Origin of the sequence: Streptococcus sp. 1621 (genome assembly GCF_013276615.1) — a bacterium.
Taxonomy (GTDB): Bacteria; Bacillota; Bacilli; order Lactobacillales; family Streptococcaceae; genus Streptococcus.
In genome coordinates, this window is record NZ_VMLJ01000017.1 from 12000 (window position 1) to 28553 (window position 16554).

Sequence of the window (16554 nt, forward strand, 5' to 3'; positions counted from 1 at the left end):
TCACAAAGAATTTTTAGCACCTTGTGAAATGTTTGCTAGTTTCTTTTCTTAGCAAGCTTTTTCTTTAAAGTTTGTGAAATTTATTTCAAATATTTTTTTATTTCACAAACTTGCTTGGAAGAGGAGCTTGGAAAGAAAGGGATTTACAGGTAAGCGCTTACTTATTTGGTTTTAACAATACCTCCTTTGATAAGGAGGCTTTATTTTTGTTGAAAAACGCCTTGTTTAAAAGTCCCTTCATAAACGACTTCTTGTTCTGTTGTTAGTTTCCCTTTTCCTTCAGCTTGACCATTTACAAAATCCCCCTCGTAGGTCCAGCCTTCTTTAGATTGAAAGGTACCTTTTCCGTTGAAGGCTCCATTGTTGAAGCCACCTGTATATTGGTCTCCATTTTGGAAGGTAATGGTACCTTGGCCATTCATTTTACCACGGACAAGACTGCCGTCGTAAACAATCGTTCCATTATCAAGCTTTAGAACACCTTTTCCGGGAATATTTAGAAAAAAGACGAGTAGAGCACAAAAAACAATGGCAACTACTGCTAAAAGCTCTAAACGTGGACGAGTCAGATAGACACGGTACTTTTCATAAAAATTCTTAAGATTTTCCACCTTCACTCTCCTTTTCTAAACGTTCTAACCATGCTTGACAACCCTCCTGAACACGCTGATAGGTTTCCTCAAAATCTCCTGTATACCAAGGATCTGGAACGCTTTCAGATGCAAATGAGTAAATCTTATCTTGCAAGCCTACTGGACACATCTGACGTAAGTCAGAAACATTTGAAGCGTCCATGCCGATAATATAATCAAAGGATTCAAAATCTTCCTTACTAATCTGAAGCGATGTTTTGCCTTTGTCATAAGGAATATCATACTCTTGAAAAACCCCCTGAGTTCCCTTATGAATCGGATTGCCATGTTCCCAAGAGGAAGTAGCTCGACTTTGGATTTCATAATTATCTGTCATTGATTTCATCACAAACTCGGCCATAGGGCTACGGCAAATATTTCCCAGACAGACAAAGACTAATTTTTTCATCCCATTTCCTTTCTTTTATAGAAAAACGGGAGTTCGTAATCCCGTCTTATTTTTCAATTGCACCTTCGAGTGAAGCTGTTTCTTTAAGTGGTAATACTGTCTTGATAGCAGCTAGTTCAAAAGTCAAGTAAACCCCATCTACATCAAGAACAATTGTTCCCTTCGCCGTATCTACTTCATCGACTGTTCCATAAAGTCCACCAATTGTAATCACTTCATAACCTTTTTGTAGTTTATTCAAGCTTTCCATACGCTTTTGTGCTTGTTTCTTTTGAGAGCGTTGCGTAAAGAACATCAAACCCACCATAAGGGCTAGCATGATTAAAAATGTATAATTTGGATTCATTGTCTTCTCCTTTGTCTTTTACATAGGACTACTATATCAAATTTCAGCTACTTTTACAAGATTGTACCTTGCTTTTCTAATAAGAAAAACCAGAGCTTGCGCCCTGATTTTTAGAATTATTTCAAGTTTTGAACAACTTTTACAAGATTTTCTACAGTAAAGCCATATTCTGCCAATACTTTTGGTGCTGGGGCAGAGGCTCCGAAGGTATCAATACCAAGAACAGCACCATCTAGTCCAACATATTTGTACCAGTTTTGAGTTGCACCCATTTCGACTGCAACACGACGGCGAACTGCATTTGGAAGAATTTCTTCCTTGTATGCTGCATCTTGTTTATCAAAGACATCTGTAGATGGCATACTAACTACGCGGACTTTTTCGCCTTGACTAGCCAATTCTTTGGCAGCTGAGACAGCAAGATTAACCTCTGAACCTGTTGCAATCAAGATGGTATCAAAGTCGGCTGCATTTTCATAGACAACATAAGCACCTTTAGCAACCTTGTCAAAATCTGTTCCCTCTTCAACAGTCAAGTTTTGACGGGTCAAGACAAGGGCAGTTGGTGTTTTCTCACTTGTCACTGCAAGGTACCAAGCTGCTTGCGTTTCACGCGCATCTGCTGGACGGAAAACATTTAGATTTGGCATAGCACGAAGACCTGCTAAATGCTCAACTGGTTCGTGCGTTGGACCGTCTTCCCCAACCGCGATTGAATCGTGGGTAAAGACATAAGTCACAGGAAGACCTTGCAAAGCTGACAAGCGGACAGCTGCCTTCACATAGTCAGAGAAGACGAAGAAAGTTCCACCGTATACACGAAGTCCACCGTGAAGGGCCATCCCGTTCAAGATCGTTCCCATTGCAAATTCACGAACACCAAACTGAATGTTACGGTTCAAGCGATTAGCATCGTCTTGAAGTCCGTCAGTCTTGATATAAGTCATGTTTGAGTGAGCTAGGTCAGCTGATCCACCCAAGAAAGTTGGCAACTTAGCAGCTACAACATTCAAAGCATCTTGGCTTGAATTACGAGTTGCTTGAGAGAAGCCATTTTCTAATGCTGGGAAGTCTGCTGGAGTCACTTCAACTGGATCACATCCATCAATAATGGCTTCTACTTCTGCAGCCAATTCTGGATGCGCTTCTTTATAGTCAGCAACTAATTTTGTCCAAGCTTCATAAGCTGATGCACCACGGTCTGCAACATGTTCTTTGAAATCAGCATAAACTTGTTCTGGGATTTCAAATGGTTCATAGTCCCAACCGAGAGCTTGACGAGTTGCTGCAGTCTCATCTGCTCCAAGAGGGGCACCATGTACGGCATTGGTTCCTTGTTTGTTTGGAGAACCGTATCCAATAACAGTCTTCACTTCAATCAATGATGGTTTGCCTGAAGCTTTTGCTGTTTCGATAGCAGCATGGATTGCTTCCAAGTCTGTTCCATCTTCAACCAAGGCAGTATGCCAACCATAGGCATTGTAACGGTCACGAACGCTTTCTGTAAAGGAATCCTTTGTCTCACCATCCAAGTTGATGTCATTTGAATCATAAAGAACAACCAACTTGTCTAGTTTTTGCAAACCTGCGTATGAAGCTGCCTCGCTTGAGACACCTTCCATCAAGTCTCCATCTCCACAGATAACGTAAGTATAGTGGTCAAAGATATTGTAGCCTTCACGGTTATACTTAGCTGCCAAGAAACGTTCTGCCTGGGCAAAACCAGTGGCAGTTGAAATACCTTGCCCTAGAGGACCTGTTGTAGCATCAATCCCTGCTGTATGACCAAATTCTGGGTGACCTGGTGTTTTTGAACCCCACTGACGGAAGCTCTTAATCTCATCCATGCTAACATCTTCAAAACCAGAAAGGTGAAGAAGGGCATAAAGAAGCATTGAACCATGACCTGCTGAAAGAATAAAGCGGTCGCGGTTGATCCAGTTTGGTTGAGCTGGATTGATACGAAGTTGTTTTGTAAAGAGGCTGTAAGCCATCGGAGCTGCTCCCATAACCACACCTGGGTGACCTGAGTTGGCTTTGTTGATAGCGTCAATACCTAGGAAACGAATTGCATTAACAGATAGATTTGACATAGAATTTCCTTTCTATTTGAGGTGATTATTGAATCACACATTCTATTTTACTATTATATGAAAATTATCCGTATCATGCAACATACGGATAACCTCCAAAGAATATTTTTATATTATAGCAAAGCTTTAAATTGAATGTTAGAGTCTTGTTCAAAACAATCATCAAAACCACGTGGATGATGGTATTCTACTAAGTGTTGATCTTGAGGATAAGTGTACTTACCGCCGACTTCCCAGATAAATGGATGGAAATCGTATTGCAAGCGATCTTTTCTCATTTTCCAAAGTTCTAGAATCTCATTAGTAGAAGCCATGAAGTTAGACCAGATATCATAGTGAACTGGGATAATGACTTTGGTACGCAGATTTTCTGCCATACGAAGAAGGTCGATAGATGTCATTTTATCTTGGATACCTACCGGATTTTCACCATAGTTATTCAAAGCAACATCAATTTTAAAGTCTTTACCATGTTTTGCAAAATAGTTTGAGAAGTGAGAATCTGCACCATGATAGATGGTTCCACCTGGTGTTTCAAAGATATAGTTAACAGCCTTTTGAGCCATTTCTTCATCTGTAACAGCTAAGCCAGCAAGTTCACCGCCTGTCTCATCAGCACCGTTCACTGGAAGAGTTACCAAGCAAGTACGGTCAAATGATTCTACTGCATGAATCTTCATATCTTTTAATTCGATAGTGTCACCTGGTTTAACAACGATGATACGTTCTTTTGGAACACCCCATCCTTCCCAGATTCGTCCACAGTGGTAAGGACCGATAAACTTAACATGCTCTAACTTAGGATTGTTGAGAATTGCTGCAGCTGTGTATGGGTCGATATGATCACTATGGAAGTGTGAAACTAAGTAATAGTCTAGTTCGTTGATAGCAAATGGATCGATAACCATTGGCTGAACACGCAAGTTTGGTTGCAACTTACGAACACCTGCCATATTTGCCATTTGGTGCCCACGAACCATATCTTTCACTTTTTTGGTTGATTTTCCACGGTTTGACCAAAGGTCCATGACAACGTTAGCACCACCTGGTGTCTTAATCCAAGTACCACAGTTGCCTAGCCACCACATGGCAAAGTTGCCTTCAGGTACGACTTCTTCTTCGATTTCTTCGTTCAACCATGTTCCCCACTCTGGGAAAGTAGCTAAAATCCATGACTCTCTTGTAATTTCTTTGACGTTTGGCATATGTTGCCTCCTTTGGATATAATTGTTATCTTTGAGATTAGTATACCACCCTTCAAAATACTAAAAAAGACCAAGAAAAACACAGGTTTGTGTTCATCATTGGACTGTCCTTCAAATATCTTCCAAAAAAGCTTGAACTACTATTTCTTGATTTATAAGTGTTTGAACCTCTTCTTGGAACTTACTAGCCAACTTGCTGTCTACAATATAAGACGAAATAAGACTGGAAAGATTTTCACTGAAACTTTTGCTCTCATTACGAAATATATTGTGTTTAAGATAGTCTAGCATTTTCAAAATATCTTCTGCTTCAAGGATAGGATTAACTCTTAAAATTGGAAATCTGCTATCCAAATCATCATTAGTAGTAATCACTACATCAACTTGTGCAATATCTTCCACACTCTTAAATTGTTCTGTTGTAAATACAGTGCCAATTTGCTCATTTGGAAAATAAAGTTTGCATTGTTTCAGCAAAAGTCTCGAAACCGCAACACCTTCATCACAAACGAGATAAACTTTTTTCATATTTTTTTGAGACGATGGTGTATACTTTAAAAATCCTCCAATATGAATCGTCAAATAGGCAATATCATCGTCTGTTAGCCGGATAAACCATGCTCCTTCTAAAATTTCCGCAGATTTTCTAGTGACTAAAAATAATTCTCCATACTTGGATCGAATTTGTTTTGTTAGAGGATTTTTAGAAAAAATACCGTAAGTCTTTCTAAATAACAAGGCTTTACAGTGGATCATCAAATTTCGTAATAAATCATCCTTGTTCTCAATCTCCATTCGGATTTGTGATTCAAAATACCAGATAAATTCTTCTAAAGCAAGTTTTAATTGCCGAAAATCATCACTTTCTGCATGAATATCCAAATCTTTACGATAGGAGAGGAGAAGAACAGCTACAAGAGAAACTTCAAGTTCTGACAAAGAAATTTCAAACTTTTGAAACAACCGTTCTCCTAATTTCTTAGACACCTGATACTCTATTCTTTTTCTTATCAAAGAAAATTCTTTCTCTATATCCTGATGTCTTTCTTGATACTGTTCAACATTATGACAGCTTAACAGCAAATAAGGTAGAACCTGCAACATAAAAGTTACTTCATGATGGTTTATTTTCTTCCCTAAATCTTGTTCAACTAAAGGAACCTGTTCCTTAAAAAATTGGTTCATTTCAACAGAAAGCAAACACTCATCATCTAACCTCTCTTTCATCTTATCTTCTAAAATAGATACAAAAGTGGCATTCTCTTCCATAAAAATATGATATAGAAGCGATTGAAGATACTGAATTTTATTAAGAGGGTGGGCATAAAGGTGGTATCCTTGTGACTTGCTCACTAGCAAGGTCACCTGATATTGTTCCAAAGTTAGTTGATAACGAATACTATTCAAATCATTGAGAACAGTATTCCTAGATACCTCTGTTAACTCCATCAATTTTTCAATCGTAATACGTTCTTTAGAAATACCTATCCATAGTAACATTATCATCATACGTTCATGCGCACTCATGATATAATCGTACGAATCTACTTCTGATAATAGTTCACAACAAGCATCTCTCTGCTCTTCCGTTAAGTGAATACCAATTCGTGGAATACTAATGATGTGAAGCGCCTCGTCACCCAAAGCAGCATTGATTTTGTCAATGTGATAATAAATTTTCCTTCTTGACTCTTTCAAATCTTTCGAAATCGCCATAATCGTTTTGGACGTTTCTTGATCCATCAAATATTGAAGTAAATCACAACTTGCCTTATCCAGTACCATATTTCATACTCCTCTATCAATCAACTGCCTTGAAAACAACTTTATAATAGTATCACATTCACTAACGCATTTCAATTATCAACAGTAGTCTCTGAATAACGAATACTTACAATTACAAAAGCGAGGCTTGGATCGAAAGGTCCTAGCCTCTTTTCAATTCAATTTCTTATTTCTTTTGACCGTAATAAGCATTTGGTCCATGTTTACGTTGGTAGTGCTTTTCTAGGATGTACTGGGGAGCAGGTTCAACTCTTGGATTGATTTGCTCTGTGAAACGATTCATCTTAGACACTTCCTCTAGTACAACAGAGTGATAGACAGCATTCTCTGGATTTTTGCCCCAGGTGAATGGACCGTGATTACGTACGACAATCCCTGGTACTTCAACAGGGTTTAGACCACGGCGTTCAAACTCTTCCACGATGACCAGACCAGTATCTTTTTCATAGGCTACTTCTACTTCATCCTTGGTCAAACTACGGGCGCAAGGAATTGAACCGTAGAAATAATCCGCATGGGTTGTTCCATAGAAAGGAATATCACGACCTGCCTGAGCCCAACCAACAGCTTCTGTCGAATGGGTATGGACCACACTAGCAATCTCTGGCCAAGCCTTATATAACTGCACATGAGTTGGAAGGTCCGAAGATGGTCTTAAATCTCCTTCTAGAACCTTGCCATCCAGGTCAGTTGCCACCATGTTTTCAGGTGTCAATTCGTCATAATCTACGCCTGATGGTTTGATAACAATGACACCGAGTTCACGATTGACTTCCGATACATTGCCCCAGGTAAATTTGACAAGTCCATGTTTTGGCAATGATTGATTGGCATCACAGACTCGTTTACGCATAGCATTAATTACTTGATTCATCTTACATCAAACCTGCTTTCTTAATTAGTGGATAGAGAAAAGCTTGCGCCTCTTGAATGGCTGCGCGTGTTTCTTCTACAGTTTCACAATTTTCAGACCACATTTCGATTAGGAAAGGACCATTATAATTGGTTTGCTTTAAAATATCGAAAGCTTCTTCCCATTTGACACAACCTTGCCCAAAAGGTACATCTCGGAACTGGCCCTTTGAACTTTCTGTCACTGCATAAGTATCCTTGAGATGGAGAGCTGCGATAGCATGGTGACCTAGATAGAACTCACTATAGACATCATTATGCCATGCAGACACATTCCCAATATCTGGATATACAAAAAGGTAGGGAGAGTCAACATCCTTTTCTACAGCCAAGTATTTTTCGATACTATTGATAAAAGGATCATCCATAATTTCAATAGCAAGTACCACCTGAGCTTCTTCAGCCCAGTCACAGGCTTTTCTCAAATTTTTGATAAAACGTTGGCGTGTCTGGGGTGACTTTTCCTCATAGTAAACGTCGTAACCAGCTAATTGAATCGTACGAACTCCCAAATCCTGAGCTAATTCGATACATTTTTTCATGAGTTCCAGAGATTTTTCCTCTAGAACTGGATCATTTGATCCCAATGGGTAACGACGATGTCCTGAAAAACAGATAGAAGGAATACGAACACCAGTTTCATAAATCGCTTTGACAACTTCCAAGCGCTCTTCCTTGCTCCAGTCCAGTCTTGCTAAACGCTCGTCACGTTCATCAATAGACATCTCGACAAAATCAAAGCCTAACTCCTTGGCAAAATTTAAACGTTCTAGCCAAGTAAAGTGTGTCGGGGTTGCCTTTTCATAAATTCCAATTGGACGTGCCATGGTTTACCCCCAAATTCGTCTGATTTCATCCTTGAAGGCACGCGCTGCTCCTGCTGGATCCGCAGCTTCTGTAATTCCACGACCTGCGATAAAGGTAAAGACATCAACGCCTTCAAAGAGTTTGAGAGTATCTACATCTAGACCACCTGTTACAGAAACTCGGAAGCCCATGTCAATGAGTTTTTTAACCTTATTAAGGTCTTTTTCACCCCAAGTTTCACCAGCAAGAAGGGCATCACGAGATTGGTGATAGATAGCTTGTGAGATACCTGCATCTAGCCAAAGCTGAGCTTGTTCAAAAGTCCAATCGCCATAAAGCTCGATCTGGATTTCGCCTCGTTCTCCTCGTTCAGTCTTGATAGCCTTTAGAGCTGCTTCCATAGTAGGGATGGTTGCACAACAGATACAAGTCATCCAGTCTGCTCCACGAACTGCATTATTTTTAGCAACTGTTCCACCAGCATCAGCACATTTTGTGTCTGCCACAATAATCTTATCTGGGAAAAGGCTACGCAAGACTTCAACCAGTTCACTTCCAACTTGAAGCAAGCAAACAGTTCCAGCTTCGATAATATCTACTTCCTGACCAACAGAAACAGCTGCTTTAATCGCTCCTTGCAAGTCTGAATGATCTAATGCAACTTGTAAATTTGGTATTCTTTTTGTCATCTCTATATCCCTCTTTCTAACTTTCCAAATCCAACCCTTCAAGATAGGGACTATTTTTCGATTCTTCAATCATAGCCAAGACATCTTCCTTGGTCTGACAAGCTTGTAAACGTGCAATAGAATCTTCCAATTCAAATAAGGCAATAATCTGTGGAATAGCTACACTTGTGTGAATCTTGGAACTTGTAGCGGCCAAAGCTAATAAGACAGATACTTCTTTTCCATCCGAAAAGACAACTGGTTGTTTCAAAGTGATAAGTGAAAAGGCGTCTCGCTGTACTCCTGCCTCTGGTCTAGCATGGGGCATAGCCATACCTGGCATTAAGATATAGTAGGGACCATATTCTTCAGTCGATTCAATGATTGCATCATAATACTCTGGTAAAATAGCCCCACTTTCAATCAAGGGATCTACCGCTACCTTGACTGCTTCTTTCCAGTCCGTAGCCTCTAATCCTAGTCTAATCGAATCGTTTTCAATCAATGCTTGTTTTAAATTCATATTTACCTCCTTATATAAACAAGGGAGGATGTTTCCTCCCCAATCTGCTACTCCAGTGCTAGACTCAGCTTTTCAGTAATTTCTCTATCATCCATCAAATTATCCAAGCCAATTAATTTGCCATCTGTCCGTCCATCCAATTCGTGAATTAAATGAAGGGATGCAATTACAATATCATAACCTGCTGCCAAACTTTTTGCTTCACCAACACTGCAGGAATTGACTGTAAAATCAATTTGATCTAGTTTACGCAGGGCATTCTCCACTTTCATTTTGATCACCATAGATGAACCCATACCATTTCCACATGCTGCTAATACTTTAACCATTTTACTTTCTCCTTTTCTAAAAATTATGCTTCTTCTTGTACTTCACCATTGTAGTATTTTGCCTTATCTTTTGCTTTAGCAAATTGAAGTTGAGGAATGACAAGCAGGAAGAGACATACAAGTACATAACCAATAATACCAAGGTATTTGAAGATATAACCAAATCCAAGCCATGGGAATTCAAAGTCGATATTTCCATGGTAGCCACCATAAGATGCCAAATCGAGAAGGGCCACACAAAGAGCTCCTAGAGCAACTTGAAGGACACCTGAGATAAAGGAAAGGATTACTGCCGCCTTCCATCCACCACGCTTATCAGCATAAACAGCGATAGCGGCATTATCAAAGAACACTGGAACAAACCCTGTAATAATGAGGATAGGATTTTTAAAGACGATGAGCAAGACAATTGTAATCAATTGACCAATCAAACCAAAGGCAAATCCTGACAAGACAGCATTTGGAGATCCAAATCCATAAGAAGCTGCAACGTCAACCGCTGGGAATGACCCTGGCAACAATTTGCTTGAAATCCCTTGGAAGGCATTTGTCAACTCAGATACGAACATACGGACACCTTGCATCAAAACAAAGAGGTAAACTGAGAAGGTGAAGGCTGTTTGGATAATATACATAAAGAAATCTTGTTTAGCAGGATTGAACAAGGTTCCTGAAGTAATAACTTCTTTATTAGACATGATATCTGGCCCCAAAATCAACAGAATTGCTCCAAAGAAGACCAGCATCAAGGTGGCAGATGCAACAACTGTATCGTGGAAGATTGAAAGGAATTTAGGCAATTTCAGATTGTCTAGACTTTCTTCTTTCTTACCAAAACGTCCTGCTACTTTATCCACAAACCAGATGGCAAATTGTTGTTGGTGACCAATCGCGAATCCACCGCCACCAGTTAAACGTTGAGTTGCCTCAACCGTCATATTGGAGCTGACCGCCCAGTAAAGACCACAGATAATACCGATAGCTGCTGTACCATAAGCATTGCGCAATTGCGGAACCAAAAAGAGAACCATAAGAGAGACAGTCGCTGCCTGTTGGACCATGATGTGACCAGTAATAAAGAGGGTTCTTACTTTCGTGATCTTCCGAAGGGCTACTAGCAAGATATTGACTCCAAAACCAATCAATAGAGCTGTGGTTGCAGTTCCAACAAAATCCGGAAACTCTGCTGCGATTTTGTTATTCGCTGCAGCAAGGCCAAAGTAAGGATCGATGACCGCTGCACCAATTTGAAACTTAAAGTTCAATGCTGCCAAGATCGGTCGAAAGGTTCTAACCAAGCCACCAGCACCAACGTTTAGCAACAGATATCCTACTGTTGCTTTAACGAAACCTGAATAAACATCATGGGCTGGTTTTTTCAAAAGTGCGTATCCTATCAACACCAATAAACCTACGAAAAATGCGGGATTCTGCAAAATATTGCTAGAAAACCAATTTAGAACACTTGAAATGACTTCCATAATTGTTCTCCTTTTTGAATTGTTTTTATGAGTTTATTATACAATTTGAAAGCGATAACAAAAAGACCAAGAATTACACAACGGACTGTTCACTCTTGGACTGTAATCTTATAATAATTGACTGACACGTTATTCTCTAGTCACCTGATAGTAAGGAAGTAGGCACTCGTATGCTTCTTCTAATTTATCTAAAATCGCTTCTAATGATTGATTTTCTATGACAGAAACATCTGCCTTAACTAGCACTTTTCGGATTTCTTGACTGCCTACCTTCTCGACTAAGACCTGACGATTTTCTTCGTTCGCCTCCCATCTTTGACTTTGACCATCAGAGTAAGCTAGATAATAAATTCCTTCAACGGTTGGAATTTCTAAAACTTTGGCCTGCTTGCCTAGAGTTTGCTCATCTTTCTTACGCTCAATGAAGCTGACTTCTAATGACATACCAAAGTCCGAGGGATTGCCATACAAACGCAGGGCCAACATGGGTTCTGTCACCTGTCCCTCGCGCCGTAGATAGGCCCAGAAATGGGGTCGTAAACGCTGGGCTTGATTCATCCACTGACTGATCTGTTGCAGTTGCCATTCTGGATGGCTTGCTTGAAAAGTCTTGGCCAGTTCTGTAAAGACCTTTCGAGCCTCTTGGGCTTTGTGGCGCAATTCCAACATTTTCTCTCGCTCATCTCCTGCTTTATCAGGATTACGGTACTGCAAGCCTGCAAAAGCCAGATAGTCTCTCATCGCATTCAACATATGATTAACCTCCTTTGACTAGCAAAAAATCAGGATAAACCTGATTTCCCTTTGATTACTCTGTATCTACAACTACATAGCGATTTGGCTCATCACCCTCAGAATAACTAGTCACGCCATCCATACGTGAAATAATACGGTGGATAATCTTGCGTTCACTATTCGACATGGGATCTGTTTGATGACTACGTCCTTCGTCTAAAACACGAGTCGCCAATTTTTGCGCATAGGTCTGCAAAACTTCTGCACGGTGTTCGACATAATCATTGACATTGATTGTAACGTAGAAGGTTCTGGAATAGCGGTTGTAAAGATAATTTTGAGCCAACAGTTGCAAGGCCTTCAAGACTTTACCATGGTAGCCGATAATACGACCTGGTTCGTTAGTATCAATTTGCAAATTGATGCTACGACGGTTATAATCATTTGAAAGTGTGGCTTCAACATCCATGTCATCCACAATCGCTTGAACATAGGCAGTCACATCCGTAGCCACCTGAGCAATATCAAAGCTCGGTTCAACTTTCAAGCCCATCTCTGTCAAGTCTTGATTTTCAGTTTGGTCTTGCTCAGTTTCAAGGTCATCAGCGCCCGCTTCTTCCCTCATCGCTTCCTCGATTTGAAGTTCATTTAAAATCTCAATGTGGCCAGTTTCTTCTAAGATAGTGCTGGCATGTCTTTCATGTTTTAAGATTTCAGCCTTGACTTCATCAGAAATACCTTGACCTTCCTCTTCAATCTTTTTAATTGCTTCTACAACATGACCCAAATCAACAGTTGCTTCACTGACTGTTTTAACAGGCTCATTCAAATCATTGATTTGTTTTGGAACTCCCTTTACAGCTTGTTGATTTGCTTTGACAACAGTCGTTTCACTAATCGCTTCAATATCTACTTGGGCTGGTTTTTTACCAAATAAACCAAGAAATCCTTTTTTCTCACGAGAAATGACTTTAATATGTGCCTTCTTCCTCGGAATATCTAATTCCTTCAATCCTTTTTGGATTGCTTCTTCAACAGTTGAACCTGTAAATACTACCATTACCAGATTCCTCCTTATTATTTCGTTTTCTGAGCCTTTTTCTTGGCTTTTCTTTTTCTATTTTCCAAATCTTTCTGTGCCTGTACTAGAGCCTCGCGCTCTGCGATAATCTTGAATGGATTGTTCAAGAAATAGGTTTGCAAGACTTGGTAAGCATTGGACACTGTCCAGTATAGGGCGACTCCACCTGGCGCATAAACTGCAAAGATAAAAATCAAGACTGGAATCCCATACATCATCGCAGTCGTAGCCCCATTACGCTCAGACAAGGCTTTATTAGACAGCCAAGTACTTAAAAAGGTGAATACAGCTGCTAAAATAGGAAGAACAAGGGTTGTATCCACACCACCAAGGTTAATCCATAAGAAATGACCTGTCTTTAAAAAGTCAACTCTTGATAGAGCTTGGAACAAGGCCAAGATAACCGGCATCTGAATCAAAATCGGCCAAAGAGAATCTGACTGTCTGACACCCATTTCTTTAAAGACTTTACGCATTTCTTGCTCTAGCTTAGTTCTGCTTTCCATATCTCGACCTGGATATTGTTCTCGAAGCGCCTTAATACGTGGTTGAGCTTCCTGCATTTTTCTGGAAGCCACCATTTGCACCTGAAAGACTGGCAAGAGGACTGTACGAATCAAGACCGTAAAGAGAATAATCCCCACTCCGATACTGATATCAAATGATAAAAAGCGAATAATTTCCGCAAAGAAGTAAACCAATTTACTCCAAAAATCAGCCGAATCGGCTGTAATATCGCTAGTTGTCCCATTTGTTACACAGGCTGTCATGATCAATAGAGACAATCCTAGCAAACTAGTCAACTGTAGTTTCTTTTTCACTCCCATTTCCTTCCTGGTAAATCTTTGATAATTTTAATACGTGGAGTAGATTTTTCTCCATCTCTGCGTATTCCAAGGTTTCAACCCCTTTTCGAGCAATGACAACAAAGTCTACATCTTCTACCAGACTCCCTTTTGCATTCTGGATAATATGTCGGATCCGTCGCTTGATTTGATTTCTAGTGACGGCATTCCCCAGTTTTTTGCTGACTGATAGACCTACTCGAAAATGGTTTTTCTGGTTTTCTAATTGGTAGACAACAAATTTGCGATTGGCAAAACTTGTCCCCTCCTTGAAAATCGCCTTAAAATCTTTCTCTCTTTTTACACGAAAGTTTTTCTTCAAAACTCAACTCCATCTATTAAATTACTACTATTATACCATATTTTTCAAAAAAGCCAATCATAGCAAGGTTTTGGACAATTTCATCAGAAAAAGAAGCTGGAAAAATCACTTTCCCAACTCCTTGTACGGAATATTTTTTCTAATTTTAGTTATTTTTTCAAGCGTTCAACATCACGGGCAATGACCAATTCTTCATCTGTTGGAATAACCAATACACGGATTTTAGCTGCATCTGTTGAGATGTCTCCTGTCACACCAAAGACATTCTTTTCATCATCAACATCACAGCCAAACCAAGAGATACCTGAGATAACATCTTCACGTACATCGGTTGCATTTTCTCCTACACCCGCTGTAAAGATAATAGCATCTGCTCCGTTTAGGACTGCGAGGTATTGACCGATATGTTTTTGGATACGGTCAATATAGATTTCATAGGCCAAGGTAGCATCATGATCTCCTGCTTCTTTCGCAGCAATCACATCACGCATATCACTAGATTTACCTGAAACCCCCATCAGTCCTGATTCACGATTAAGAACGTGACTAATGTCTTCAGGCGTGTTAAAGTCCTCTGTATATTGCATTAAGTAAGGAATGATAGCTGGGTCAATATCCCCTGTACGAGTACCCATCATCACACCACCAAGTGGAGTGAAGCCCATTGATGTATCGACAGATTGACCACCCTTAACAGCTGTAATAGAAGCACCATTACCGATGTGGCAAGTAATCAATTTCAAGTCTTCTAATGGACGTCCCAATAGTTTTGCAGCTTCTCCTGCTACAAACTGGTGACTTGTACCGTGGGCACCATATTTACGAACCTTGTTTTCTGTGTAATATTTTGTTGGTAGAGGGTAGCGATAAGCTTTCTCTGGCATAGTTGTGTGGAATGAAGTATCAAACACAACTACACTGGTAATGTCTGGCAACAATTCCTTGAAGGCACGAACCCCTGCTGCATTGGCTGGATTGTGGAGAGGAGCCAACAAGCTCAACTCTTCAACTTTTTCTAAAACATCTCCTTCAACAACTGTTGATTCTTTGAAATATTCTCCACCGGCAACAACACGGTGTCCAACACCTGTAATCTCGTCGTAAGCCTTGATAATATCGAAACGAATCAAGTCATCCAATAAAATTTTAACGGCTTGTGTGTGATTTTCAATATCTAAAATTTGTTGTTCAGAACGGCCGTCAAATTTTACAGTTGAAATTGAATCTTTCAAACCGATACGTTCAATCAAACCTTTCGCCAATACTTTTTCTTCTGGCATTAAGTATAATTGCCATTTCAAACTTGAACTTCCTGCATTGATTGCAATTGTTTTTGTCATAACATGATACCCCTTTTAAGCGTTTTCAACTATTATAACAAAATCTATTTTATATTTCAGTACCTTGAGTCCATTTTTGAAAATTTTCTTTAAATTTCATTAAAACACTTGCATCTTGTAAGCTAGCAAGTGGATAAATAAAGGGTTCTACTGCTATTTCACTTTTCTTCTGTAAGATAAAAATAGTCTTGGATTGTTTAGCATTAGCAAAGAGATTTTCAGGTAAACTAATCATAGCAACCAGACTTGCCTCCTCTTTCAACCAGCCTTTCAACAAATCACTTTGAGGACTGGTCAACAAATCACTCGAAGCTAGAAAAATAGCGTATCCGTCTGACTTGAGGTACTTAAGTCCTTGTTCCATGAGCAAGTGATGGGCGTAAGTATGTTCTTGACTAGAAGCAACTTGATGGCGCGACGCAACGGCATCATCAGGATAATAGCCGACCGGCAAGTCGCTGATGACCACATCGCTTTCTTTGAGCATTTGTGGACGAACGGCATCTCCTTGGACAAAGCCAGCCTGCAAACCAATTACATCTGCCATGCTAGCTGCCAAATCAATCAGCAAATCATCCACTTCCATTCCCAAGTAATCCACTTTTTTAGCAAGCGAGGTCAAGAAAGTAGCGCCTAGAATTCCCATGCCAGAACCCATTTCGAGGATCGTAATCTCCTCCTTTTGAGACAACTCTTCCACAATAAACACCAAAAGCAAAGCAATGACATCTGGCGTAAACTGGTGATTGGCCTGTAGGGGCTCTGTTTGCCCAGCCTTCATCAAGAGAAACTGGTAGGTCTTGAGCCATTCTTCTTTGCGAAGCGCTAAGCGTTTAAGGGCCTGATTGTTCTCCTTGACCTGCTCTAACTCAGTCTCACCATCCAAATAGATGCTATTTTGCTCCACCAGGGCGTCATAAAAATTGGTCGCCAAATCACTTTGAATGACTTGGACATTCTCTAGTAAATACGTATAAGCTTGTTCAATTTTTTCAAAATCCATATTCCTATCTTATCAAATTTCCCTTCTTTTTTCCATCC

At 39.9% G+C, this 16554-nt stretch carries 18 protein-coding genes; all 18 read right to left on the reverse strand.

Going from position 1 to position 16554, the window contains the following annotated elements:
* Positions 1 to 200 precede the first annotated feature (200 nt).
* The 18 genes from HT697_RS04355 to HT697_RS04440 all read right to left on the reverse strand — a co-directional run bounded on the left by HT697_RS04355 (position 201) and on the right by HT697_RS04440 (position 16516).
* The gene (locus tag HT697_RS04355) at positions 201 to 611 is read right to left on the reverse strand and encodes an MORN repeat-containing protein (RefSeq protein WP_000429315.1); all 411 of its coding nucleotides are present in this window, start codon (positions 609 to 611) and stop codon (positions 201 to 203) included.
* The gene (locus HT697_RS04360; protein ID WP_173262306.1) at positions 598 to 1041 is read right to left on the reverse strand and encodes a low molecular weight protein-tyrosine-phosphatase; all 444 of its coding nucleotides are present in this window, start codon (positions 1039 to 1041) and stop codon (positions 598 to 600) included. The genes HT697_RS04355 and HT697_RS04360 overlap by 14 nt, the downstream gene beginning before the upstream one ends.
* 46 nt (positions 1042 to 1087) lie before the next feature.
* Positions 1088 to 1387 carry a preprotein translocase subunit YajC gene (yajC, locus tag HT697_RS04365; RefSeq protein WP_173262309.1) on the reverse strand — a complete coding sequence of 100 codons (300 nt, stop codon included), beginning with the start codon at positions 1385 to 1387 and terminating at the stop codon, positions 1088 to 1090.
* Positions 1388 to 1503: 116 nt separating this feature from the next.
* On the reverse strand, positions 1504 to 3480 hold the full coding sequence (gene tkt, locus HT697_RS04370) for a transketolase (protein WP_173262312.1): 1977 nt from the start codon (positions 3478 to 3480) through the stop codon (positions 1504 to 1506).
* Between the two features lie 113 nt (positions 3481 to 3593).
* The gene (gene ulaG / locus HT697_RS04375; RefSeq protein WP_001134226.1) at positions 3594 to 4685 is read right to left on the reverse strand and encodes an L-ascorbate 6-phosphate lactonase; all 1092 of its coding nucleotides are present in this window, start codon (positions 4683 to 4685) and stop codon (positions 3594 to 3596) included.
* A gap of 111 nt (positions 4686 to 4796) precedes the next feature.
* Positions 4797 to 6470: a transcription antiterminator gene (locus HT697_RS04380; protein WP_173262315.1), complete on the reverse strand. Its 1674-nt coding sequence runs from the start codon at positions 6468 to 6470 to the stop codon at positions 4797 to 4799.
* Positions 6471 to 6636: 166 nt separating this feature from the next.
* Positions 6637 to 7344 (reverse strand): L-ribulose-5-phosphate 4-epimerase, encoded by a 708-nt coding sequence (locus tag HT697_RS04385; protein WP_049532033.1) that lies wholly within the window; start codon positions 7342 to 7344, stop codon positions 6637 to 6639.
* 1 nt (position 7345) lies between these two features.
* Positions 7346 to 8209 (reverse strand): L-ribulose-5-phosphate 3-epimerase, encoded by an 864-nt coding sequence (locus HT697_RS04390; protein WP_049523964.1) that lies wholly within the window; start codon positions 8207 to 8209, stop codon positions 7346 to 7348.
* 3 nt (positions 8210 to 8212) lie between these two features.
* On the reverse strand, positions 8213 to 8878 hold the full coding sequence (locus tag HT697_RS04395; RefSeq protein ID WP_000166737.1) for a 3-keto-L-gulonate-6-phosphate decarboxylase UlaD: 666 nt from the start codon (positions 8876 to 8878) through the stop codon (positions 8213 to 8215).
* 16 nt (positions 8879 to 8894) lie between these two features.
* Complete coding sequence (locus tag HT697_RS04400; protein ID WP_173262319.1) at positions 8895 to 9380, reverse strand: PTS sugar transporter subunit IIA; 486 nt, start codon at positions 9378 to 9380, stop codon at positions 8895 to 8897.
* Between the two features lie 47 nt (positions 9381 to 9427).
* Positions 9428 to 9709 (reverse strand): PTS sugar transporter subunit IIB, encoded by a 282-nt coding sequence (locus HT697_RS04405; protein WP_173262322.1) that lies wholly within the window; start codon positions 9707 to 9709, stop codon positions 9428 to 9430.
* A gap of 23 nt (positions 9710 to 9732) precedes the next feature.
* Positions 9733 to 11190: a PTS ascorbate transporter subunit IIC gene (locus HT697_RS04410; RefSeq protein ID WP_173262324.1), complete on the reverse strand. Its 1458-nt coding sequence runs from the start codon at positions 11188 to 11190 to the stop codon at positions 9733 to 9735.
* A 129-nt stretch (positions 11191 to 11319) separates the two neighbouring features.
* On the reverse strand, positions 11320 to 11943 hold the full coding sequence (locus HT697_RS04415) for a ribonuclease P (protein ID WP_173262327.1): 624 nt from the start codon (positions 11941 to 11943) through the stop codon (positions 11320 to 11322).
* 55 nt (positions 11944 to 11998) lie between these two features.
* Positions 11999 to 12985, reverse strand: coding sequence for an RNA-binding cell elongation regulator Jag/EloR (gene jag, locus HT697_RS04420; RefSeq protein ID WP_173262330.1), 987 nt, complete (start codon positions 12983 to 12985; stop codon positions 11999 to 12001).
* 17 nt (positions 12986 to 13002) lie between these two features.
* The gene (locus tag HT697_RS04425) at positions 13003 to 13827 is read right to left on the reverse strand and encodes a membrane protein insertase YidC (RefSeq protein WP_345789590.1); all 825 of its coding nucleotides are present in this window, start codon (positions 13825 to 13827) and stop codon (positions 13003 to 13005) included.
* A complete protein-coding gene (rnpA, locus tag HT697_RS04430) occupies positions 13802 to 14173 on the reverse strand; it encodes a ribonuclease P protein component (RefSeq protein ID WP_000739243.1) in 372 nt (123 codons plus the stop codon). The genes HT697_RS04425 and rnpA overlap by 26 nt, the downstream gene beginning before the upstream one ends.
* A 149-nt stretch (positions 14174 to 14322) precedes the next feature.
* The gene (locus HT697_RS04435; RefSeq protein ID WP_173262336.1) at positions 14323 to 15513 is read right to left on the reverse strand and encodes an acetate kinase; all 1191 of its coding nucleotides are present in this window, start codon (positions 15511 to 15513) and stop codon (positions 14323 to 14325) included.
* Between the two features lie 49 nt (positions 15514 to 15562).
* The gene (locus HT697_RS04440; protein ID WP_173262339.1) at positions 15563 to 16516 is read right to left on the reverse strand and encodes a class I SAM-dependent methyltransferase; all 954 of its coding nucleotides are present in this window, start codon (positions 16514 to 16516) and stop codon (positions 15563 to 15565) included.
* Between the last annotated feature and the right edge of the window lie 38 nt (positions 16517 to 16554).

What these genes read in the sequence shown, in the direction of transcription:
- HT697_RS04360 (WP_173262306.1), bottom strand. Translation starts at nt 1,041, where the DNA reads ATGAAAAAATTAGTCTTTGTCTGTCTGGGAAATATTTGCCGTAGCCCT.
- yajC (WP_173262309.1), bottom strand. Translation starts at nt 1,387, where the DNA reads ATGAATCCAAATTATACATTTTTAATCATGCTAGCCCTTATGGTGGGT.
- tkt (WP_173262312.1), bottom strand. Translation starts at nt 3,480, where the DNA reads ATGTCAAATCTATCTGTTAATGCAATTCGTTTCCTAGGTATTGACGCT.
- ulaG (WP_001134226.1), bottom strand. Translation starts at nt 4,685, where the DNA reads ATGCCAAACGTCAAAGAAATTACAAGAGAGTCATGGATTTTAGCTACT.
- HT697_RS04380 (WP_173262315.1), bottom strand. Translation starts at nt 6,470, where the DNA reads ATGGTACTGGATAAGGCAAGTTGTGATTTACTTCAATATTTGATGGAT.
- HT697_RS04385 (WP_049532033.1), bottom strand. Translation starts at nt 7,344, where the DNA reads ATGAATCAAGTAATTAATGCTATGCGTAAACGAGTCTGTGATGCCAAT.
- HT697_RS04390 (WP_049523964.1), bottom strand. Translation starts at nt 8,209, where the DNA reads ATGGCACGTCCAATTGGAATTTATGAAAAGGCAACCCCGACACACTTT.
- HT697_RS04395 (WP_000166737.1), bottom strand. Translation starts at nt 8,878, where the DNA reads ATGACAAAAAGAATACCAAATTTACAAGTTGCATTAGATCATTCAGAC.
- HT697_RS04400 (WP_173262319.1), bottom strand. Translation starts at nt 9,380, where the DNA reads ATGAATTTAAAACAAGCATTGATTGAAAACGATTCGATTAGACTAGGA.
- HT697_RS04405 (WP_173262322.1), bottom strand. Translation starts at nt 9,709, where the DNA reads ATGGTTAAAGTATTAGCAGCATGTGGAAATGGTATGGGTTCATCTATG.
- HT697_RS04410 (WP_173262324.1), bottom strand. Translation starts at nt 11,190, where the DNA reads ATGGAAGTCATTTCAAGTGTTCTAAATTGGTTTTCTAGCAATATTTTG.
- HT697_RS04415 (WP_173262327.1), bottom strand. Translation starts at nt 11,943, where the DNA reads ATGTTGAATGCGATGAGAGACTATCTGGCTTTTGCAGGCTTGCAGTAC.
- jag (WP_173262330.1), bottom strand. Translation starts at nt 12,985, where the DNA reads ATGGTAGTATTTACAGGTTCAACTGTTGAAGAAGCAATCCAAAAAGGA.
- HT697_RS04435 (WP_173262336.1), bottom strand. Translation starts at nt 15,513, where the DNA reads ATGACAAAAACAATTGCAATCAATGCAGGAAGTTCAAGTTTGAAATGG.
- HT697_RS04440 (WP_173262339.1), bottom strand. Translation starts at nt 16,516, where the DNA reads ATGGATTTTGAAAAAATTGAACAAGCTTATACGTATTTACTAGAGAAT.